The organism is Streptomyces sp. NPDC002776, from assembly GCF_053592195.1.
Window position 1 is genome coordinate 414,539 of sequence record NZ_JBSFVG010000005.1, and the last position, 22,098, is coordinate 436,636.

Annotated in this window: 14 protein-coding genes and 1 pseudogene; 5 read left to right on the forward strand and 10 right to left on the reverse strand. The window is 71.7% G+C overall.

Translation table 11 applies throughout. The features are described 5' to 3' along the window. Positions 1-11 precede the first annotated feature (11 nt). The 6 genes and pseudogenes from ACWD11_RS13980 to ACWD11_RS14005 form a co-directional block, all read right to left on the reverse strand. Positions 12-575, reverse strand: coding sequence for a hypothetical protein (locus ACWD11_RS13980; protein ID WP_389419501.1), 564 nt, complete (start codon positions 573-575; stop codon positions 12-14). Then, complete coding sequence (locus tag ACWD11_RS13985; RefSeq protein ID WP_250076661.1) at positions 560-1,738, reverse strand: ParA family protein; 1,179 nt, start codon at positions 1,736-1,738, stop codon at positions 560-562. Before ACWD11_RS13985 ends, ACWD11_RS13980 begins: the two co-directional genes overlap by 16 nt. A gap of 371 nt (positions 1,739-2,109) precedes the next feature. After that, a complete protein-coding gene (gene ald, locus ACWD11_RS13990) occupies positions 2,110-3,234 on the reverse strand; it encodes an alanine dehydrogenase (protein WP_389419502.1) in 1,125 nt (374 codons plus the stop codon). Between the two features lie 135 nt (positions 3,235-3,369). Then, positions 3,370-5,431, reverse strand: a pseudogene (locus tag ACWD11_RS13995) (tetratricopeptide repeat protein). 187 nt (positions 5,432-5,618) lie between these two features. After that, the gene (locus tag ACWD11_RS14000) at positions 5,619-6,245 is read right to left on the reverse strand and encodes an NUDIX domain-containing protein (protein WP_451283105.1); all 627 of its coding nucleotides are present in this window, start codon (positions 6,243-6,245) and stop codon (positions 5,619-5,621) included. Between the two features lie 82 nt (positions 6,246-6,327). Further along, entirely contained in the window at positions 6,328-7,977 is a 1,650-nt protein-coding gene (locus ACWD11_RS14005) for a CTP synthase (protein ID WP_389419504.1), read from the reverse strand. A gap of 509 nt (positions 7,978-8,486) precedes the next feature. Here ACWD11_RS14005 and ACWD11_RS14010 point away from each other — a divergent pair. From ACWD11_RS14010 to ACWD11_RS14025, 4 genes are all read left to right on the forward strand, one after another. Then, positions 8,487-10,289, forward strand: a complete 1,803-nt coding sequence (locus ACWD11_RS14010; protein ID WP_389419534.1) for a glycoside hydrolase family 15 protein — start codon at positions 8,487-8,489, stop codon at positions 10,287-10,289. A 224-nt stretch (positions 10,290-10,513) separates the two neighbouring features. After that, positions 10,514-11,464, forward strand: coding sequence for an AEC family transporter (locus ACWD11_RS14015; protein WP_389419505.1), 951 nt, complete (start codon positions 10,514-10,516; stop codon positions 11,462-11,464). 38 nt (positions 11,465-11,502) lie between these two features. Then, positions 11,503-12,465 (forward strand): TauD/TfdA dioxygenase family protein, encoded by a 963-nt coding sequence (locus tag ACWD11_RS14020; protein WP_451283108.1) that lies wholly within the window; start codon positions 11,503-11,505, stop codon positions 12,463-12,465. Between the two features lie 73 nt (positions 12,466-12,538). Next, positions 12,539-13,921 carry an FAD-binding oxidoreductase gene (locus ACWD11_RS14025; protein ID WP_451283110.1) on the forward strand — a complete coding sequence of 461 codons (1,383 nt, stop codon included), beginning with the start codon at positions 12,539-12,541 and terminating at the stop codon, positions 13,919-13,921. Between the two features lie 30 nt (positions 13,922-13,951). Here ACWD11_RS14025 and ACWD11_RS14030 read toward each other — a convergent pair whose 3' ends face one another. After that, complete coding sequence (locus ACWD11_RS14030) at positions 13,952-15,541, reverse strand: flavin monoamine oxidase family protein (protein WP_389419508.1); 1,590 nt, start codon at positions 15,539-15,541, stop codon at positions 13,952-13,954. 11 nt (positions 15,542-15,552) lie between these two features. Next, positions 15,553-17,049, reverse strand: a complete 1,497-nt coding sequence (locus ACWD11_RS14035) for an APC family permease (RefSeq protein ID WP_389419509.1) — start codon at positions 17,047-17,049, stop codon at positions 15,553-15,555. A gap of 233 nt (positions 17,050-17,282) precedes the next feature. Here ACWD11_RS14035 and ACWD11_RS14040 point away from each other — a divergent pair, with 233 nt between their 5' ends. Next, complete coding sequence (locus ACWD11_RS14040) at positions 17,283-18,914, forward strand: PucR family transcriptional regulator (protein ID WP_389419510.1); 1,632 nt, start codon at positions 17,283-17,285, stop codon at positions 18,912-18,914. A gap of 10 nt (positions 18,915-18,924) precedes the next feature. On the opposite strand, the gene ACWD11_RS14045 is transcribed toward ACWD11_RS14040, so the two are convergent. Together ACWD11_RS14045 and recN are read right to left on the reverse strand one after the other, a co-directional pair. Beyond that, positions 18,925-20,067 (reverse strand): glycosyltransferase family 4 protein, encoded by a 1,143-nt coding sequence (locus tag ACWD11_RS14045; protein WP_389419511.1) that lies wholly within the window; start codon positions 20,065-20,067, stop codon positions 18,925-18,927. A gap of 272 nt (positions 20,068-20,339) precedes the next feature. Then, a complete protein-coding gene (gene recN / locus ACWD11_RS14050) occupies positions 20,340-22,082 on the reverse strand; it encodes a DNA repair protein RecN (protein WP_451283113.1) in 1,743 nt (580 codons plus the stop codon). Positions 22,083-22,098: the final 16 nt, after the last annotated feature.

The following is a 22,098-nucleotide window of genomic DNA, read 5'->3' on the forward strand; positions in this document are numbered from 1 at the left end:
GCAGGCTACCGCTACCGCCCGCGAAGCCGTCGTACGAGGATGCTGGCGTCCCCGCGGCTCTCCAGATCCGCGAGCACCACGGCCACCGCCTCGCGGACGATCCGCCCGCGGTCCACGGCGAGGCCGTGCTCGCCCCGGAGCACCAGACGCGCGTGCTCCAGATCCATCAGCTCCTCGGCCGAGACGTACACGGTGATCTTCTCGTCGTGCCGTTCACGCCCGCTCGGCCGCCGCGAGGCGGCCCGTCCGCGCTTGGTGCGCGGCGCCGAGGCGTCGCCAGAACCTTCCTGCACCGCCGGCCGCCGTCCGGACCGCTCCGCGGCGGCGCCCCGGCTCCGGGACTCGCCGGACTCCGCCGGCTCCGCGTCCGCCGCGACATGCTCCGCGCCCTCGCCGCCCTGTGCGGGAACCGACTGCGGGGCGTCCTCCGCGGCGGCGCTGTCGCTCTCCCCCGCGGGAGCGGGCACCCGGGCCTCGCCGTTGGCCCCCCGGCGGGGAGTGGACGCCTGGAGCGCCATCCCCCCTGTCGTACGGAACAGTTCGTCGGCCCCCGGCAGACTCACTCGGCGTGACACCGGGCGAGCACCTCCCTGGCGAGCTGGCGGTAGGCGGCGGCGCCGACGGAGTTGGAGGCGTAGGTGGTGATCGGCTCACCGGCGACCGTGGTCTCCGGGAAGCGGACCGTGCGCCCGATGACCGTGTGGTAGACGTGGTCGTCGAACGCCTCGACGACGCGCGCGAGCACCTCACGGCTGTGCACGGTGCGCGAGTCGTACATCGTGGCGAGGATCCCGTCGAGCTCCAGCTCCGGGTTGAGCCGCTCCTGGACCTTCTCGATGGTCTCCGTCAGCAGCGCCACACCACGGAGGGCGAAGAACTCGCACTCCAGCGGGACGATCACCTTGTGCGCGGCCGTCAGGGCGTTGACCGTGAGCAGGCCGAGCGAGGGCTGACAGTCGATCACGATGTAGTCGTAGTCGGCCATGAGCGGCTTCAGCGCGCGCTGGAGCGTCGACTCGCGCGCGACCTCGGAGACCAGCTGGACCTCCGCCGCCGACAAGTCGATATTGCTCGGCAGCAGGTCCATGTTGGGGACCGCGGTCTTCAGCAGGACCTCGTCGGCCGCCATGCCCCGCTCCATGAGCAGGTTGTAGACGGTGAGGTCGAGCTCCATCGGGTTGACACCGAGTCCGACCGACAGCGCGCCCTGCGGGTCGAAGTCCACGAGCAGGACCCGGCGTCCGTACTCCGCGAGCGCGGCACCCAGGTTGATGGTCGACGTCGTCTTGCCGACGCCGCCCTTCTGGTTGCACATCGCGATGATCTTCGCCGGGCCGTGATCGGTCAGCGGCCCCGGGATCGGGAAGTACGGCAGCGGCCGGCCCGTCGGGCCGATGCGCTCGCGACGCTGACGGGCAGCGTCGGGCGCGAGCGTGGCCGCGTACTCGGGGTCGGGCTCGTACTCCGCGTCGGGATCGTAGAAGTGCCCCTCGGGCAGTTCGTCGTAGTCGGCGAAGTGGTTGTGGGGCGCGCCACTTCCGTCGCCGGCCATGGCGTTCACGTGATGGCCATCCATGCTCTGGTGTGCTGACAGAGTCGTCCCTGTCATCTGGTGACTCTGGTGGGCTGCGAAGGTGCGCACCGCCACGGAGCCGACAGCCTCGTACTCCGCAGGAGCCTGGCCCCGCGCAGGGCTTCCTGGTTGACCACCCCCGGGAGAAAATGTCGACTCATTCACAAGTCGTCTTACCTCCTTGGGGACCAGGAAACTTCTAGACAAGGTCAGCGTGGCACCATGCCGACGGTTGGCGACTCTATGGCGTGTCGGCGGTCCGCAGCAACACAATCCGCCGGACCCGGCAGGATGTGTCGGCAATGAAACATCCCTCTGTCAAGGGCGTACGGCCGTCGCACGGTAGGTTTCACCGGTGTGCGAATCGGTCGAAGGGTTACGTTCGAGGCGAGTTGACCGAGCCTCGCAAAGTGACCATACACACATCCGGCCGGACCTTGTCGGCAAGGTCCGGCCGGGTGTGCGACGTTGACGACGCGTGTTGACGTATCGCCTTTACGAAAAGGTGACTTAGCAGTTCACCGGCGTCGGCGGGCTCAGCCGAGCAGCGTCGCCAGCTCCACGTGCTCCAGGTCGTGCGCCTCGGCGACCTCGCGGTAAACGACCTTGCCGTCATGGGTGTTGAGGCCCTTGGCGAGCGCCGGGTCACGGCGCAGCGCCTCCACCCAGCCCCGGTTGGCCAGCTCCACGATGTACGGCAGCGTGGCGTTGGTCAGCGCGTAGGTGGAGGTGTTGGGCACCGCGCCGGGCATGTTGGCGACGCAGTAGAAGACCGAGTCGTGGACCTGGAAGGTCGGCTCGGCGTGCGTGGTCGGGTGCGAGTCCTCGAAGCAGCCGCCCTGGTCGATCGCGATGTCGACAAGGACACTTCCCGGCTTCATGCGCGAGACGAGCTCGTTGGTGACCAGCTTCGGGGCCTTGGCACCCGGGATCAGCACGGCGCCGATGACGAGGTCGGCGTCGAGGACGGCCTTCTCCAGCTCGAAGGAGTTGGACATGATCGCCCGCACCTTGGTGCCGAAGACCTTGTCGGCCTCGCGCAGCTTGTTGATGTCACGGTCGAGCAGCGTGACGTGGAAGCCCATGCCGACGGCGATCTGGGTGGCGTTCCAGCCGGAGACGCCGCCGCCGATGACCACGGCCTTGGCGGGCTGGGTGCCGGGGACGCCACCGGGCAGCACACCGCGGCCGCCGGCCGAGCGCATCAGGTGGTAGGCGCCGACCTGCGGGGCGAGCCGGCCCGCGACCTCGGACATCGGGGCGAGCAGCGGCAGCGCGCGGGAGGGCAGCTCGACCGTCTCGTAGGCGATGGCGGTGGTACCGGACTCGATCAGGGCGTCCGTGCACTCCTTGGAGGCGGCCAGGTGCAGGTAGGTGAAGAGCGTCTGGTCCTTGCGGAGGCGGTGGTACTCCTCGGCAATGGGCTCCTTGACCTTCAGCAGCAGGTCAGCGGTGGCCCACACCTCGTCGGCGGTGTCCAGGATCCGGGCACCCGCGGCCACGTACTCGGCGTCGGGGATCGAGGAGCCGACGCCGGCGCCACGCTCGATGACGACCTGGTGGCCGTTGCGCACCAGCTCGTGCACACCGGCGGGGGTGATGGCCACCCGGAACTCGTTGTTCTTGACCTCGCGGGGGATGCCGACCTTCACGTCGATCACGGTCCTTGGCTCAGGGGGTGTGGGGCATTGCAAGACATACCCAGGCATGCAAGGGCACACCGGGAGACACCGCAGGAGAAGGTGCGGCAGAGCCAGTCTAATGAAGGTGTTCCCGCTGTCTAGCCTTTCATTGCATTAATCTTCAGCGGGTGTACTACGGATTTCGCAGGCGTTAGCTGCTTGTAGCGCCTCTTTCCGGCTCTGGCTCCCCCTCCGGGAGCTCTTCACCCAGCATGCGCTCGGCCGCCCCGCGGTGCAGTCGAGCGGCGGCGGAGTCCCCGAGGCGGTCCAAGGTGTCGGCGAGCCGCACATGCAGCGCCGCCTGGAGCCGTACGTCCTCGGCACGGCGCGCCCAGTCCACCGCCTCCTGGCAGGTGCGCAGCGACTCCGCGGGCCGGCCCGCGTACTCCTGGACCCGGGCCAGCTCGCTCAACGCCCGCGCCTGGGCGGCGACATCGCCGCTCTTGCGGTACCCGGCGACCGCGGCCCGCCAGCTGCGCTGCGCCTCGCCGTAACGCCCCGCGAAGGTGTGCGCGGCGCCGATCCGGCCGTACACCCGGGCCGCCTCCGCGCGCTCGTCCCGGGCCAGCCGCTGGGCGAGCGCGCGGCCGAACCAGTCGGCGGCCCGGTCGTAGTCCCCGAGCTCCAGATGAGCGCCGCCTACGGATTCCATCGCGCGGGCGGTCGCATACGGATCGTTCGCCTCGCGTCCGGCGTCCAGCGCGGCCCGGTACCGCACCAGCGCCTCCCGGGTCCGTCCGGTCCGCGCGTCCAGGTCTCCGAGGTTCAGCAGGGCGGCGGCCCGCTCACGGGGCAGGTTCCGGCGTTCGGCCACGTCCAGCACCAATCCGTGGATGCCGTAGAGGTCACCGGCCGCGGCCTGGGTGCCGAAGTGGGCGACCATGGCGCGCACCAGCTGGGACATCAGCCGCCGGGCCAGGGTGTCCAGCTCCCCGTCGGCGACGGCGAGCCGGGCCGCGGCCAGCAGGGCGGGCCGGCGGATGCGCAGCCAGTCGGCCGCCGCCCGGGGGCTGGGAAAGCGCAGGGAGCGCGGCATGCCGAGCAGCTTCTCCCGCGCCTGCGGGCTGTCGGTCTCGGTGATCGCCCGGCACGACTGGAGCAGCCGCACGGTCCGCTCCAGCATGCGGGCGCGGGCCAGCTGCAGCTCGGCGCCCCGGTCCTGGGTCTCGGTGAGCGCCCTGAGCAGGGGGTGCAGACAGCCGGGGACCTCGTACTGCGGCAGCGGGGAGTCGACGGCGCGCAGCAGGCCGAGGGCGACGAAGTCGTCCAGGGTGGTGCGGGCGCCGCTGACCGAGCAGCCGGCCAGCGCGGAGGCGGTGTGCGGGTCGACCAGTCCGGCCGGGGCGAGGCTGAGCAGTCGCAGTATCCGGGCGGCGGTGGCGGGCAGGGTGGCGTAGGAGAGCCGGAAGATACGGGCGAGGGGGCTGCCGGCGGTGTCCTCGTCGGGCTCGGCGTGCAACTGCTTGGCGAGGTCGGCGACGGCGGACTTGGGGCGGGCGGCGAGCCAGCCGCCGGCCAGCATCAGCGCGGCCGGGTGCGCCTGGCACTCCTCGACCAGTCCCTCGGCGGCCCGGGGGTCGACGGTGATCCGCACCGATCCCGCGTGCCGGGACAGCAGTTCCACGGCCGACTTGGTGTCGAGCCCGCCGAGGGTGCAGGGGCGGACGTCGGCGATCCCGGTCAGCGGCCCCGCGGAGACGGCGACGGCCAGGCAGTCCGGGGTGTCCGGGAGCAGGGCGTCGACCTGTTCGGCGGTGGCCGCGTCATCGAGCAGTAGCAGGACCTTGCGATCGGCGAGGGCTTCCCGCAGCGCCGCGGTGAGGTCGTCCTCGGCGGCACCGGCCGGGCTCGGCAGATCCAGGGCGGTGAGCAGATCGCGGGCGACGGCGTCGACCGGGACGGGGGTGCCGTCGGGCTCGCTGAGCCGGGCGCGCAGCACGCCGTCGCCGTACCGGTCGGCGACCTGCCGCACCAGCTCCTCGGCGAGCGCGGTGCGGCCGGAGCCGGGGCGACCGGCGATCAGCAGCACGCGCGCGCGGGGGGCCTTCTTCCCGGAGAGGGTGTCCAGGCCCGCCCGCTCGATGTCGACGAGGAGTTCCTTCAACTCCCGCGTCCGGCCCAGGAATTGACCGGTCGACAGCTCGACGCCGCCGGTGTCCACCGCCTGATCCGTCACGGGCCACACTCCCGTCCCACACCGCACGCGCAAGCCCGCCGGGATTCCGGTACGGGCGTGTTTCAGAGCCTAGTTCACGCTCTGCTACGGGCTGTGTGGAGCGCGGCGGGTGGGAGCCAAGACTCCCCCGATCGGATCAACAGATCGTAGGACCAAGGGCTCGGCAGGGGCGCGCGATGCCCTCCGCCTACGCCACGAACGGCCGCGCCGGCCACTCCGCGTCCGCCGGCCGCAACGCGTCCAGGCCGCCGGAGGCCCGCGCGGCGACCAGGGACAGCACGCCGACCACGAGACAGTTGTTGTGCAGCTCCCCCGCGAGCACCCCCCGGACCAGCTCCGCGAGCGGTACGCGCGCGTGCTCCAGGTCGGCCTCCTCGTCCTCGACCTCGAAGCGCTCCCCGTCGGCCTCCGACAGATCGCGGGCCAGGAAGATCCGTACGGCCTCGTCGCAGCCGCCCGCCGTGGTGTAGACGTCGGTCAGCACCCGCCAGTCCTCGGCCTTGACGTGCGCCTCCTCGTACAGCTCGCGCTGGGCGGCGTGCAGCGGGTTCTCGCCGGGGACGTCGAGCAGCCCGGCCGGGATCTCCCACAGCTTGTGCCGTACGGGGTGCCGGTACTGCTTGATGAGCAGCACCCGGTCCTCGTCGTCGACGGCGAGGACGGCGACCGAGCCCGGGTGCACCTGGTAGTCGCGGCGGACCACACTGCCGTCGGGCATGACCACGTCGTCGGTGCGGACGGAGGTCTTGTTGCCCACGAAGGGGGTGTCCGTGGCCCGGATCTCCCACTCCTGCGGGGTGTCCTTGATCGTCATGCCTGCCCTTCCACGTGCCCGAAGAAAAACCGGGGTGCCCACCTGGGAAAGGTGTGCACCCCGGCCACCGTACAACTCTCGGCTACTGGGAGATCTTCCGCTCGACAGCCGCCTTCACCAGGCCCGCGAAGAGCGGGTGCGGGCGGGTCGGGCGCGAGCGCAGCTCGGGGTGCGCCTGCGTCGCCACCAGGTAGGGGTGGACGTCCCGCGGGTACTCGACGTACTCCACGAGCTTGCCGTCGGGGGACGTGCCGGAGAACAGGATGCCCGCCCTCTTCTCCAGCTCCGCGCGGTAGGCGTTGTTCACCTCGTAGCGGTGGCGGTGCCGCTCCTCGACGTACTCCTTGCCGTCGTAGACCTCGCGCACGATGGAGCCCTCGGCCAGCTTCGCCGGGTACATGCCCAGGCGCATCGTTCCGCCCATGTCGCCCTCGCCGGCCACGATGTCCAGCTGCTCGGCCATCGTGGAGATGACCGGGTGGCCGGTGGCGGGGTCGAACTCGGTGGAATTGGCGTCGGAGATGTCGGCGAGGTTGCGGGCCGCCTCGATCACGATGCACTGCAGGCCCAGGCAGAGGCCGAGCAGCGGGATCTTGTTCTCGCGGGCGAACTTGATCGCGCCGACCTTGCCGAGCACACCGCGGTCGCCGAAGCCGCCGGGGATGCAGATGGCGTCGACGTCGCCGAGCTGCGCCTTGGCGCCGGCCGGGGTCTTGCAGTCGTCGGAGGTGACCCACTTGATCTTCACGCGGGCCTTGTTCGCGAAGCCGCCCGCGCGCAGCGCCTCGGTGACCGAGAGGTAGGCGTCGGGCAGGTCGATGTACTTGCCGACCAGGGCGAGGGTGATCTCGTGGTCGGGGTTGTGGACGCGGTCCAGCAGGTCGTCCCAGGTCGTCCAGTCCACGTCGCGGAACGGCAGGTCCAGCTTGCGGACGACGTAGGCGTCCAGGCCCTCGCCGTGCACGGTCTTGGGGATGTCGTAGATCGAGCGGGCGTCGGGGCAGGCGACCACGGCGGCCTCGTCGACGTCGCACATCAGCGAGATCTTGCGCTTGATCGCGGTCGGCACCTCGCGGTCGCAGCGCAGCACGATGGCGTCCGGCTGGATACCGATGTTCCGAAGGGCCGCGACCGAGTGCTGGGTCGGCTTCGTCTTCAGCTCGCCCGACGGGCCGATGTACGGCAGGAGCGAGATGTGGACGACGAAGACGTTGTCGCGGCCGACCTCGTGCCGGACCTGGCGGACGGTCTCCAGGAACGGCAGCGACTCGATGTCACCGACCGTGCCGCCGACCTCCGTGATGACGACGTCCACCTCGTCGGTCGCCATGCGGCGGATGCGGTGCTTGATCTCGTTGGTGATGTGCGGGATGACCTGCACGGTGTCGCCCAGGTACTCGCCACGCCGCTCCTTGGCGATCACCGTCGAGTAGATCTGTCCTGTAGTGACATTGGCGGAGCCGTCCAAGTCACGGTCGAGGAAGCGCTCGTAGTGTCCAATGTCCAGGTCCGTCTCGGCGCCGTCGTTGGTGACGAAAACCTCACCGTGCTGGAAGGGGTTCATCGTCCCGGGGTCGACGTTCAGATACGGGTCGAGCTTCTGCATGACGACGCGCAGGCCCCGCGCCTTGAGCAGCATGCCCAGGCTGGAGGCGGTGAGGCCCTTGCCGAGCGAGGAGGCGACACCCCCGGTGACGAAGATGTGCTTGGTCGTCGTGGAATTGGGCGTCATGGCCAAGGCGGGGCTCCCGTGGTCGCGGTCTGGGGTGCGGTCCGGCGTTCCCACCGGGGATTCCGGAGTCGCCGTCGCTGCGGTTCGGGGGTTTTTCTCCCACCGGTCCACGGGCTACCAGGGTATCAGCGCCTCGGGGCGATGGCTTCCGGCCACGCTCCGCGCACGTACCGACACGGGGCCATGCGGGTGCACCGGTTTCTCACCCGTTGCTCACCCGTTCGGCCCACCCGCGTTGTCCGGAGCGGCACGCAGATCATCTACGTGCGTCGTATCCTGCTCGGACACTCACTGCCGAGCCGGACCGGACCAGACGGCACCACCCCCGCCCGTACCACCGGAACATCACGGACTCGTCAGTTCGTTGAGCAACAGATGGCGTTTTGCCTCACGGCGGAGCGGCTGCTTTGCTTCACCGCTCAACGACGCATTACAACGACCCCTTGACCGCATCAGCGACCGCCCCCTTTTTCCCAGGGGGTGACGTGGCCGTTCGACTGGAGTTGCACGTGGCCGGGCGCATCGAAGACTACGCACTCATCGGAGACATGCAGACCGCGGCACTGGTCTGCCGGGACGGCACAGTGGACTGGCTGTGCCTGCCCCGCTTCGACTCGCACGCCATCTTCGCCGGTCTGCTGGGCACCGAGGAGCACGGTTTCTGGCGGCTCGGGCCGGCCCACGCGGCGGACGCCGAGCCGCCGACCGCGGCCCGGCGCAGCTACCGCGGGGACTCGCTGGTCCTGGAATCCGAGTGGGACACCCCGCGCGGCACGGTCCGGGTGACCGATTTCATGCCCCCGCGCGACGGCGCCCCGCAGCTGATCCGGATCGTGGAGGGCGTCTCCGGCCGGGTCCGGATGCGCTCGGCCCTGCGGATGCGGTTCTCCTACGGCCGGGTCGTGCCCTGGGTCCACAAGCACGAGGGCCGTACGGTGGCCGTCGCGGGCCCGGACTCGGTGTGGTTCGACACCGAGTGCGAGACCTACGGCAAGGCGCTGACGACGTACTCCGACTTCACCGTCGCCCCGGGCGACCGGATCGCCTTCACCATCTCCTGGCAGCCCTCGCACCACCAGCCGCCGCCGCTGCCGGAGCCGGAGCAGTCCCTGGCGGCCACCGAGGACTTCTGGCGCGACTGGGTCGAGCACTGCACGTACCACGGCCCCTACCGCGAGGCCGTGATCCGCTCGCTGATCACGCTGAAGGCGCTGACGTACGCCCCGACCGGCGGCATCGTCGCCGCGCCCACCACCTCGCTGCCCGAGGAGATCGGCGGCGTCCGCAACTGGGACTACCGCTACACCTGGCTGCGGGACGCGGCGATCACCCTGTCCTCGCTGCTGCGCACCGGCTACCGCGAGGAGGCCCGCGCCTGGCGCGAGTGGCTCCTGCGCGCGGTCGCGGGCGACCCGGAGAACCTGCAGATCATGTACGGCATCGCCGGCGAGCGCGAGCTCGGCGAGGCGGAGCTGGACTGGCTGCCCGGCTACGAGAACTCCGCGCCGGTCCGGGTCGGCAACGGCGCCGCCCACCAGCTGCAGCTGGATGTGTACGGCGAGGTCACCGAGGCCCTGCACCTGGGCCATATGACGGGGCTCGCCCGCAACGACTACGCCTCCCTCCTCCAGCTCAAGCTGATCCGCTACCTGGAGGACCACTGGGACGAGCCGGACGAGGGCATCTGGGAGGTGCGCGGCCCGCGCCGCCACTTCGTGCACTCCAAGGTGATGGCCTGGGTCGCCGTCGACCGCACCATCAAGCTCATCGAGTCCGGTGACGCGGACGGCCCGCTGGAGCGCTGGCGCGAACTGCGCGACGACATCCACCGGGACGTGTGCGAGAAGGGTTACGACAAGGAGCGCAACACCTTCACGCAGTCGTACGGTTCCAAGGAGCTGGACGCCTCGCTGCTGCTGATCCCGCAGATGGGCTTCCTGCCGCCGGACGACAAGCGGGTCATCGGGACCATCGAGGCGATCCAGCGCGAGCTGTCCACGCCGGACGGCTTCATCCTGCGCTATCCGACGCAGGGCGAGGCCGAGGGCGTCGACGGGCTGCCGGGCGACGAGGGCGCCTTCCTCGCCTGCTCGTTCTGGATGGCGGACGACCTGGCGATGATCGGCCGCGTGGACGAGGCCCGCAGGCTCTTCGAGAAGCTGCTGTCGCTCCGCAACGACCTGGGCCTGCTGGCCGAGGAGTGGGACCCGCGCCTCCAGCGCCAGGTGGGCAACTTCCCGCAGGCATTCAGCCACGTCCCGCTGATCGACACCGCTCTGCGTCTGACGGCTTCGGGGGCTTACGGCGGCTGAAACCCCGTTGCGACAGATCCCGCGAGGCCGACCGTCCCGGCCTCGCATCCATGGGGGAATCACCCTCTCGTACGGCGCCGACGAGCTGGACGGTGGCCGCCGGGGAGCTCCCACTTCGTCGAGGCGACCGGGGCGCCCCTGTTCCTCACCAGGGCCTGCGCGCTGAGGCACGCGCCGAGGTGCGTGTCCCCGAGTGGGCCTGCTGGACGAGCAAGGGCGCGTGCATGGGTGCGATAGAGGCGCTGGAGAAGCTGGTACCGGTGGTGCTGGCCTTCGGATGCGGGGTCGTCCTCGCGCGGCGGAAGGTGGTGCCGGCCGAGAGCTCGAAGGCCTTCGCGGACTACGCCTTCCTCTTCGCGGTGCCCTGCTTCCTGTTCGGGAACATCTACCGCAGCGATCTGGGCGCGCTGTTCGACTGGCGAGCCCTGACCGGGTACGCGACCGCGGCGGGCGTCGCGGCCGTGCTCACCGGGGTATTGGCCCGGGCCACCGGGGTGCGCGATCCGCGGGGTGTGGCGCTGCGCATCATGGCGGCCGTCCAGGTGAACACCGCCTACTTCGCCGTGCCGGTGTTCATCATGCTGTTCGGGAACGCGGCACCGATCTTCCCGGTGCTGCTGTTCCAGGTCTGCGTGCTGTCGCTGGTGATCCTCTCGATCATGGAGCTGGGGCGCCCGGACCGGGTGGGCAGCCCGGCCCGGCGGCTCGGCTCGGCCGTCACCGCCTCGCTGATGACCCCGGTGGTCATCGCCTGCAACGCCGGCATCCTGCTCAACCTGCTGCCCGTGACGGTGCCGGGGGTGGTGCTCGACAGCTTCGCGTTCGTCGGCGACAGCGCCTCTCCCGTGGCGTTGTTCGCCCTCGGGCTGTACCTCGGCGGCAGCGGTCTGTCGGTGCGCGGCACCACCCGGGAGGAGATGTGGCTCATCGCCTTCAAGTGCGTCGCCCTTCCGCTGATCACCTACGGGGTGTGCCGCCACCTCTTCGGTGTCGAGGGCGAGTGGCTCGGCTATCTCGTCCTGATCGCGGCCATGCCCGCGCCGCAGAACCTGTTCATCTTCGCCCAGCGCTACGACGTCGGGGTCGACCTGTCCGCCGCCCTCGTCGTCAAGAGCTCCCTCGTCGCCCTGCTGCTGCTCCCGCTGTGGACGCAGTGGGCGGCGCGGGTGACCTGAGCGCACCTCCCGTCGAACCGTTCGAGGAAGGCAGTTCCGTGACCCGGGCCGCCCAGCTCACCCGGATCACCGTCCAGCAGGTCGCCGGCCGCATCGGCGCCGAGATATCGGGCGTGGACCTCCGTGCCGAGCTCGACGAGGCCACGGTGGCGGAGATCCGCCGGGCCGTGCTGACGCACCGCGTCGTGTTCTTCCGCGACCAGGACATCACCCACGCCCAGCACATCGCCTTCGGCCGCCGCTTCGGCCCGCTGACCCGGCGCCCCGGCAAGCAGCACGGCGTCCACCCCGAGGGACACCCGGAGATCCTCACCGTCGACCCCCGGCGCGACACCGAGCGTTACGGCGCCGACTTCGAGGAGCACTACCGCCGCAAGTGGACCTCCCCGCTGGCCGGCTGGCACAGCGATCTCACCCAGGCCGTCAACCCGCCGAGCCTGTCCGTCCTGCGCGCCGAGAAGACCCCGGCCTTCGGCGGCGACACCCAGTGGATGAACACCGTCGCCGCCTACGAGGGCCTGTCGGCGCCACTGCGGGAGTTCGTGGACGGGCTGACGGCCGAGCACGCCTTCTTCACCGCCGTCCACCTGCGCCACTCCGACGAACGGGACCGCGAGATCCTGCGGATGTACTGCGCGGACCCGCAGGCCGCCGTCCACCCGGTGGTGCGGGTCCACCCCGAGACCGGCGAGAAGGCGCTGTTCGTCAGCCCGGGCTCGACCACCCGCGTCACCGGGCTGTCCGAGCTGGAGAGCCGCCATCTGCTGGAGCTGCTCTTCCAGCATCTGACCAGCGCCGAGTACACCGTCCGCTTCCGCTGGGAGCCCGGCTCCCTCGCCCTGTGGGACAACCGCAGCACCTGCCACCTCGCGCCCACCGACTTCGCGCACCTCGACGTCGAGCGTGTCATGCACCGGGTCACCGTCCTCGGAGAGCCGGCGCAGGGGCCGAGCGGGTTCGTCTCACGACTGGTGGCGGGGGAACCGATGCGTGCCTGGTAGGCCGACGGGCAGCCGGGGCAGGGCCCGCCTAGGCTGGAAGCGAACGAATCCCCCACGCGGAACGGGGGCGGCCATGGCTCCCCTCTCGAAAGCGGGCGCGGCCCTCGCCGCGCTGCGCGAGGATCTCAGCGGCGATGTGTTCGCCCCGCAGGACGTGGGCTACGACGAGGCCCGCGTCGTCTTCAACGCGATGATCGACCGCCGTCCCGCGGTGATCGCGCAGTGCGTGAACGAGGACGACGTCGTACGTTCGGTGCGCTTCGCCCGGGATCTGGACCTCAACATCGCGGTGCGCGGCGGCGGCCACAGCGTGGCGGGCATGGCGCTGAACGACGGGGGCCTGGTCATCGACCTGCGCCATCTGCGCGCGGTCGGCGTCGATCCCGCGTCCGAGGCGGTACGGGTCGCTGGCGGCGCCACGATGAGCGACCTGGACCACGCGACCCAGGCGTACGGGCTGGCCACCACCGGCGGCCGGGTCTCCACCACCGGCGTCGGCGGCTTCGTCCTCGGCGGCGGCACCGGCTGGCTGGACCGCTGGAGCGGACTGGCCGTCGACAATCTGCTCGCCGTCGAGCTGGTCACCGCCGACGCCCGCCGGATCCGGGCCAGCGCCGACGAGAACCCCGAGCTGTTCTGGGCGCTGCACGGCGGCGGCGGCAACTTCGGCGTGGCGACCTCCCTCACCCTGAAGCTGCACGAGCTGCCCGAGTTCGCCATGGCCTTCCTGCTGTACCTCCCCGAGCACGGCCGCGAAGTCGTCCGCGCCTTCCGCGACCTGTTTGCCGTGGCCCCGAACGAGGCGGGCGGCGGCGTCCTGTATCTCACCGGCCCGCCCGGCGAGTTCTGCCCGCCGCACCTTCAGGGCACCCTGCTGTGCGCGGCGCTGCTGACCTGGGCCGGCGGCGAGGCGGACCTGCGCGAGGCGGCGGAGCCGCTGCTGGCGCTGCCGCACGAGGCGGCGCTGGTCGGGGCGATTCCGTACGTCGACGCGCAGTGCATGATCGACGACCCGCCGGGGTTCCGGAACTACTGGTCGGCGGAGTACCTCTCGGGGCTGCCCGACGACTACGTGGAGGTGTTCTGCGCCGGCGCCGAGGCGATGCCCGTGCCGACCGGGACCATCCACGCGCTGATGCCGCAGGGCGGGGCCATCGCCGACGGGCCGAGCCGGTACCCGGTGCCCTACCGGGACGCCGCCTGGGTCACCCACCCGTTCGGCATGTGGGAGGACCCGGCGGACGACGAGCGGGGCATCGAGTGGGTCCACGACGCCCGCGACGGCGCGCGGCCGTGGAGCACCGGGGCGGTCTACCTGAACTTCATCGGCTCGGAGGGGCCGGAACGCGTGATCGCCGGCGTGGGTGCGACGAACTACCGGCATCTGGAGGAGATCAAGCGGACGTACGACCCCGACAACGTGTTCCGCTTCAACCACAACATCCGGCCCCGGTGAGCGTCCTGGGCGCCCCGGCCCCTCGCCGGCCTACCGCACGGCGGCGATCACCTCCTCGGCCGCCCGCTCGCCCTCGGTCGCCCCGCCCTCCATGAAGCCCTGGAAGTCGTACGAGCAGTGCTCGCCGCCGATGTGGACGTTGCCCTGGGCCACACCCTCGTAGCCCGCGTACCGGTGGACATAGCCCACCGGCCAGTACGAATAGGCGCCCTGCGTATAAGGGTTGAGGTGCCAGGCGGAGAGCTGGGCCCGGCCGGTCCAGGCGGTCGAGGTGCCGGGGAAGAAGGCGTCGATGCCCTTCAGGTACCTCGCCGCGAGACGGGTGACGTACGGATCCCTCTCGTCGGAGAAGGGCCCCGCCGGGGTCAGGGCGCGGGCCAGGCTGCCGCCGTTGTACTGGATGAGGATGCCGCCCGTGCCGGGCTGGACCTTGGTGGTGTCCCAGGTCTGCTGGACCTCGGCGTCGGTGAAGCAGTCGCCCGCCGAGACGCCGGGCCACGGTCCGGTGCCGCGCCAGGGGCGGCGGGAGAACTGCATGTTGAGCTTGGTGCAGTGGCCCATGCGGGCGTCCCGCAGGAGGTTGGTCATCCGGGGGTCGAACCCGGCCCGGGTGAGGTCGAGTTGTTTCAGGACCGGTAGCGGGACGCACAGGATGGTGTGGTCGGCGGTGACGGTGCGGGTGGCCCCCGCCTCCGTGAAGGTGAGGGTCTGGGTGCCGTCGCCGTTGGCCCTGAGCGCCTGCAGGGCCCAGCCGTGCCGGACCGTGCCGTCGGGCAGGAAGTCGGCGATGGCGCGCGGGAGTTGGTCGTTGCCGCCGGTGATGTGGTAACGCTCGTTGGACAGTCCCCAGATGTTGAAGTTGCCGGGATTGGTCTGGTAGCCCATGAGCAGCACCAGGGCGAGCGCCGACTGCTCGGTGGTGTCGGCGCCGTACTCGACGTTGTAGGCGACGTCGAAGAAGCGGCCGAGCGGTGAGGCGTGGCCGCCCGGGACGCGCGCGTCGATCCAGTCGTACAGGGACATGGTGTCCAGCGCGGTGCCGGTCGGCGTGGTGCGGTTCCAGCGCACCTCACCGGAGTCCAGCAGGTCCCGGTGGAGGGCCTGATAGACGGCCTTGAAGTCCTCGTCGGCCTGGTGGCGCGGGTAGTACTCGCCGTTGAACCACAGGACTTCCTCCGCGCCGACCGGCCCGCCGCCCAGGAAGTCCTCCACGGGCAGCCCGAACCGGCGGCACAGCTGAAGCATCTTCTTGTGGCCGGTGTCGATCAGCTCCCCGCCGATCTCGGATATCTGGCCGTACGCCCAGTGGTCGCGCTGGGTGTACATGCGGCCGCCGACCCGGGCCGGGTCCGCCTCGTAGAGCGTGCAGGCGTACCCGGCGTCATGCAGGGTGAGGGCGGCGGTGAGGCCGGCGATGCCGGCGCCCACCACGGCGATCCGCGGCGCGGACGCGGCGGCGGCCGGGGCCGCGGCGGCGGTCATCGCCGTGGCGGCGACCGCGCCCTTCAGGACGGTACGGCGGCGGACGCGGGCTTCCGCGACGGGCAGTCCGAGCCGCTCGGCGGCCGCGTGATCGGCGAAGAGGGTGCGCAGGACGTGCATCGAGTGGGTGCGTGACACGGTGCCGCTCCTCAGACGTTGACGGGGTGGTTGTCCGTTCGCTCGGCCGCGTCCTCCAGGACGATCCGGCCGATGATCTCGTAGCGCTCCGGCCGCTTGGCCTTGAGGTAGAACCCGAGGCCGAGCCCGCCGAAGAAGACCAGCCCGACGATCCACGGGATGGCCTCGAAGAAGAGCGAGTCGGCCGCCGTACCGGCCGCGGTGTCCAGGTTGACCACCAGCAGCCCCACCACCGCGATCATGCCGAGGCCGCCGAGCAGGGGGGCGGTCAGGGTGCGGAACCAGTGGCGGTCCTCGGGGTGGTTCTTGCGGAAGTAGCCGATCACGGCGAAGGAGCACAGGGTCTGCACGATGAGGATCGCCATCGTGCCGAGGATCGCGAGCAGGGTGTACAGGTGGATGTAGGGGTCCTGGCCGGTGAGCCAGAAGGCGCCCACCAGAGCGACCGCGATGACCGACTGCACGAAGGACGCGATGTGCGGCGAGCCGTGCTTGGCGTGGGTGCGGCCGAGGGCCGGGTGCAGGAAGCCCTCGCGGCCGATGGCGTACAGATAACGCGCCGCGCACTGGTGGAAGGCCATGCCGCAGGCGAACGACCCGGTGATCAGCAGCCACTGGAAGGTGTCCACCGCCCAGGCGCCGAGGAAGGAGTGGGCGGGGTCGAAGAACAGGTCCAGCGGGCTGGTGCCGGAGGAGCGCTCGACGGAACCGTCGAGGCCGTTGCCGGCGATGGTCATCCAGGAGACGTAGATGTAGAAGACGCCGACCCCGATCACGGAGATGAGGGTCGCGCGCGGGATGACCCGCTTGGGGTCCTTGGACTCCTCGCCGTACATCGCGGTCGACTCGAAGCCGACCCACGACCAGAAGGCGAAGAACAGTCCCAGCCCGGCGGAGGTGCCGGTGAAGGCGTTGACCGGGTTGATCGGCTCCATGGGGATGCCGTCGGGGCCGCCGCCGTTCAGCAGGACGGCGGTGGCGACCGCGAAGAGGACGGCGATCTCCGCGATGAGCATCACGCCGAGTGCCTTGGCGGTGAGGTTGATGTCGAAGAAGGCCAGCACGGCCGTGACGGCGAGCATCGCGAGGGCGTAGAGGATCCAGGGCAGATCGACGCCGAGCTGGTCGTGGACGGTGGTCTTCGCGAAGTAGGAGAAGACTCCGACGATGGACGCCTCGAAGACGATGTAGGCCAGGACGGCGAGCATGCCGGAGGCCATGCCCGCGATCCGGCCGAGGCCGTGCGAGATGTAGCCGTAGAAGGCGCCGGCCGCGGTGATCCGCCGGGCCATGGCGACGTAGCCGACGGAGAACACCGTCAGCACCAGGGTCGCGAAGAGATAGCCCGCGGGCGCGCCCGTGCCGTTGCCGAAACCGACCGCGATGGGCAGGTTCCCCGTCATCGCGGTGATCGGTGCGGCGGTCGCCACCGCCATGAACACGACGCCCACCAGACCTACGGAATTCGCCTTGAGCCGATGGACCTCTCGCGTGGGTGTTTCTGACATTCCCCGCCCCTCTCAGCATTTTCAATGCACTGCCACAACGAAATCCGAAGGTGAAGCCGGGCTTCTGCGTCGGATGCGCCAGTGTGGCGGCGGAGTGACGCGCGCCACAACAGACACGCGGTCATACAAATCCGGCCGTGGCGCGACGCATTGTCGTGCCCAGGGGCCGGAAGATCGTCTCCGTAACCACCCGGAGATGTCCCGGAAGCACCGGCGCGGGTAGCGTCCGGCCCATGGACAGCGGATACGACACTCAGGGCGCCGGAATCACCGTGCGGCGGGCGCTGGAGCTGCCCGGCCTGCGCGGCGGGCTCCCGGAGATCCTGGCGGGCGCCGACCGCCTGGGGCGCACCGTGCGCTGGGTGCACGCGGGCGAGGTGCCCAACATCGCCTCGCTGCTCAAGGGCGGCGAGCTGCTGCTGACCACCGGATACGGCCTCGGCACCCGTCCGGCCGAACAGCGCGCCTTCGTCCGCACGCTGGCCGAACGCGGGATCGCCGCCCTGGTGGTGGAGCTCGGCCCGCGCTTCACCCGGCTGCCCGCGGCCCTCGTCGACACCGCGCGGGCGGCCGGGCTGCCGCTGGTCCAGCTGCACCGCGAGGTGCCGTTCGTGACGGTCACCGAGGAGATCCACACCGAGATCGTCAACGGCCACTACGCGCTCCTCCAGCGCGCCGAGGAGGTCCACCGCCGCTGCACCGAGGCCCTGCTGGGCGGCGGCGGCATCCCCCAGGTGCTGGGCATCCTCGCCGGCTTCAGCGGCAACCCGGTGTTCCTGGAGACGACCGACGGCCAGCTCCTGTACGCCGCGGGGGCGGGCCCGGAGAACGCCGACCCGCTCCAGGTGTGGGAGGGACTGCGCGGCCAGCACAAGGACGCCCCGCCGCCGGAGGGGTCGGTCCTGGTGGACGTGCCGGGCGGCGGACCGGGCACGGGCTCGGTCCGCGCCCGTCTGGTCCTGCTGCCGGTACGGGCTCCGCTCGCCCCCGTGCACCGGATCGCGGCGGAACGGGCGGCCGGCATCCTCGCCGTCGTCCTGATGCAGGCGCGGCAGGAGGAGGAGCTGGCGGCCCGGGGCCGCGGCGACTTCCTGACCGACCTGGCCGAGGGCCGCGTCGCCGCGGAGGACGCGCCCGCGCAGGCGCGCGTGCTGGGCTTCAAGCCGGGTGACGGCCCGCTGCTGCCGGTGGTGATGCGGCTCGGCGACGGGCTGTCCCCGGGCGGCGGCTGGGCGGTGCTGGCCCGCGCGGTCGCCGAGGAGCTGGCGTCGGTGGGGGTTCCGGTGCTGCTGGGCGTACGGCCGGTCGAGGGCCGGGTGCCCCTGCTGCTCGGCCTGCGCTCGGAGTCGGAGCGGTCGGCGGTCGCGGACCGGGTCGCGGCGGCGCTGCGGGCCGGGGTGGAGCGGGCCGGGATGCAGCGGCCGGGGGCCCAGCCGCCGGTCGTCGTGGTGGGGGTCGCGGGCGGCTGGGCGGCGGCCTCGGCGAGCCTGCGGCACGCGGCGGAGACGGCGACGGCGGCGCAGGGCCTGACCGACCGCGCCTGGTACGACGCCCGCCGCCTGGACATCGACCTGCTGCTGTGGCGGCTGCGCGACCATCCCGACCTCGCGGCCTTCGTGGACCGCGCGATCGGCCCGCTGCGCGCGCACGACGCCCGCTCCAAGCCACCGCTGCTGCCGACGCTGCAGACCTATCTCGCACACGCCGGCCGCAAGGCGGAGACGGCCCGTGAACTGCATCTGAACCGGCAGACCCTGTACAACCGGCTGGCCCGGATCGGCGAGTTGCTGGGCACCGACCTGGACGACCCGCACTCGGTACTGGCGTTGAGCCTGGCCCTGCGGGCCCGCCGGCACGTGACGTGACCCGGCAACCTCAGATCAGCGGCCGGGGCTGGGTCAGCTCGTCGTAGACACTCAGCACTTGAGCGACCGTCTCGTCCTCGGTCGGCCAGGTGCCCACCTGCCGCACACCCCGCTCCCGGAGCAGCTCGCAGCGCTCGGGGTCGCCGAGCAGACGCGTGACGGCCTCGGCGAGCGCCCCCGGATCGCCGTACGGGACCAGTTCGGCCGCGTCGCCGACGAGTTCGGGCACTCCGCCGACCTCGGTCGCGACGAGCGGCACGCGCGCATGGAGGGCTTCCTGGGCGAGCACGGACCGCGCCTCCCACCGGCTGGTCAGCAGCGCGAGGTCGGCGGCGGTGAGCAGTTCGCGCACATCGTCACGGCGTCCGATGAGCCGGACGGGCAGCCCTTCGTCCTCGATACGGCTCTGCAGCCCGGCCCGCAGCGGCCCCTCGCCCGCGATGACGACGAGCGGCAAGGGGTCCATCCGGCGCCACGCGCGCGCGGCGTCCAGCAGGACGTCGTAGCCGCGATGCCGTTCGAGGGTGCCGACCGCGATGAGCAAGGGCCGTCCGGTGGCGCCGAGTTCGGCCCGCACCTTGGGCCGCAGCCGTTCGGCCTCCTCCTGCTCGCTCTCGGGGGCACTGCGCGCTCCGGGCAGCGACACGGCGGCCAGCCGCGCGTCCCGGGCGCCGGTGCGGCGGGCCCGGTCCACGAGCGCCGAGGTGGTGCCGAGGACCACGGCGGCGGCCTTGGCCACCCGCCGCTCCAGCAGGCGTACGAGATGGGCGCGGGCGCCCTCGGCGTGCGCCCGGTCGTGCCAGGTGACGACGAGGGGGGTACGCCGTCCGCTGAGCGCGAGCACGGCACGGAAGGAGGCGTGCAGCCCGTGCGCGTGCACCAGATCGGCGTCCGCGCAGACCGCCCGGAGCGCGGCCACGGAACCGGGGTCGCTGCTGCGGGGCACGTGCACGTGTTCGGCGCCGACCCCGGTGAAGCCGTAGAGGTGATCGGCCTCGACGGGGGCGCAGACGGTGACCCGCACGCCCCTCGCGACCAGTCCCGAGGCCAGCGATCGCACGTGCACGCTGCTGCCTGCGTTGCCTCCGCCCAGCACCTGCACGGTGCGCAGCGGCGACTGGCCGTGCGGTGAGTGGCTGCTCACGGGGGTCACGTGGCCGGGCTCCTGGTTCGGGGTCGGGCGGTCACGAAGAAAGTACAGAAGGATCGGGCGGAGGGGGTGAACCGCGAGGATCCCTGCGCGTACGACATGTACCGCCAAGGATGCCAGGACGTACGGGTGTTCCGGCACCGCCGAGCTGACCGACAGCTCCGGACGACACGGGCGGGAGCGGCCCCGGAGTCACCCACACGGGTGAGCAACAGCACGAACGTCCGCGAGCCGCAGCCGTCGGGCGCCGGGGTACCGGCGCCCCCGTCACGCCCCTACCCGTCCCCCCGAGCCGTGGCCAGCAGCTCCTCCGCGTGGGCCCGAGCCGTCTGCGAGTCCTCCTGGCCCGCCAGCATCCGCGACAGTTCCCGGATCCGTTCCTCGCCCTCCAGCACCTTCACCCCGGACCGGGTCACCGACCCGTCGTTGGTCTTCTCCACCAGCAACTGCCGGTCGGCGAACGCCGCGACCTGCGGAAGATGCGTCACCACCACCACCTGCGCGGTCTTCGCGAGCCGTGCGAGCCGCCGCCCGATCTCGACCGCCGCCTTGCCGCCGACACCGGCGTCGACCTCGTCGAAGAGATACGTCGGCACCGGATCCGTCCCCGCGAACACGACCTCCACGGCCAGCATCACGCGCGACAGCTCACCGCCGGACGCCCCCTTGGCGATCGGGCGGGGCGGCGCCCCGGGATGGGGGGCGAGCAGCAGCTCGACCTCGTCCGCGCCGGACGGCCCGTACGCGACCGCGCGCCCGCCGACCTCCACGCCCTCGGGGTCCTCGCTCTGCCGGATGTCGAAGGACACGCGCGCGTGCGGCATGGCCAGCGAGGCCAGCTCGGCGGTCACGGCGGCCGCGAACCGCTCGGCGGCCTCCGTCCGGGCGTCGGTCAGCGCCTGCGCGAGCCCGCCCAGTTCGGCGCGGAGCGCGTCCCGTTCCGCGGTCAGCTCGTCGATCCGCTCGTCGTCGCCGTCCAGCTCGGTCAGCCGCGCGGCGCCCTCCTCGGCCCAGACGAGCACGGCGGCGACATCCTCGCCGTACTTGCGTGTCAGGCCCGTCAGCGCCGCCCGCCGCTCCTCGACGGCGGCCAGCCGCAGCGGATCCGCGTCGAGGTCGTCGGCGTACCCGGCCAGCTCCCCCGCCACATCGCCCAGCAGGATCCCGATCTCGCCGATCCGGTCGGCGAGCGCCGACAGCGCGGGATCGTGCGACCGTACGGCGTCCAGCGCCCGCTGCGCGCCCGCCACGAGCGTCGTCGCGTCGATGCCCTCGGGGTCCTCGGGGTTGCCCGCGAGCGCGGCGTGCGCGGCCGTGGCGGCGGACGACAGCGCCTCGGCGTGCCCGAGCCGCTCCGCCTCCTCGGCCAGCTCCACGTCCTCACCCGGGCGCGGTTCGACGCCGGAGATCTCCTCCAGACCAAAGCGCAGCAGGTCGGCTTCCTGGGCCCGCTCACGCGCGCGCGTGACGATCTCGTCGAGCTCGACGGCGACGGCCCGCAGCCGCCGGTACGCCTCGGCGTACTTGGCGAGCGGCACCGCGACGGCGTCCCCCGCGTACCGGTCCAGCGCCTGCCGCTGCCGCGTCAGCTTCAGCAGCCCCTGCTGGTCGGTCTGCCCGTGCACGGCCACCAGGTCGTCGGCCAGCTCGGCGAGCAGCCCGACCGGCACACTGCGTCCCCCGAGATGGGCCCGTGAGCGCCCCTCGGCGGAAACCGTACGGCTGATCAGCAGCGCCCCGTCGTCGAGCTCGGCCCCGGCCTCCTCGGCCCGTACGGCCGCCGAGGAGGCCGCGGGCACGGTGACCCGCCCCTCGACGACCGCCTTCTCGGCCCCTATGCGCACCAGCGCCGCGTCCGCCCGCCCGCCGAGCAACAGCCCGAGGCTGGTGACCACCATGGTCTTGCCCGCACCCGTCTCACCCGTGACCGCGGTGAACCCGGGCGACAGCTCGACGACGGCGTCGTCGATGACTCCGAGCGACCGTATCCGCATCTCTTCCAGCACGGACACGACCATACGAGGTAGGGGCGCC

Excerpts from the sequence above, each read along its gene's own strand:
- ACWD11_RS14000 (WP_451283105.1), bottom strand. The coding sequence starts at position 6,245 with ATGACGATCAAGGACACCCCGCAGGAGTGGGAGATCCGGGCCACGGAC.
- ACWD11_RS14040 (WP_389419510.1), top strand. The coding sequence starts at position 17,283 with ATGGACAGCGGATACGACACTCAGGGCGCCGGAATCACCGTGCGGCGG.
- recN (WP_451283113.1), bottom strand. The coding sequence starts at position 22,082 with ATGGTCGTGTCCGTGCTGGAAGAGATGCGGATACGGTCGCTCGGAGTC.
- ACWD11_RS14025 (WP_451283110.1), top strand. The coding sequence starts at position 12,539 with ATGGCTCCCCTCTCGAAAGCGGGCGCGGCCCTCGCCGCGCTGCGCGAG.
- ACWD11_RS14015 (WP_389419505.1), top strand. The coding sequence starts at position 10,514 with ATGGGTGCGATAGAGGCGCTGGAGAAGCTGGTACCGGTGGTGCTGGCC.
- ACWD11_RS14005 (WP_389419504.1), bottom strand. The coding sequence starts at position 7,977 with ATGACGCCCAATTCCACGACGACCAAGCACATCTTCGTCACCGGGGGT.
- ACWD11_RS14035 (WP_389419509.1), bottom strand. The coding sequence starts at position 17,049 with ATGTCAGAAACACCCACGCGAGAGGTCCATCGGCTCAAGGCGAATTCC.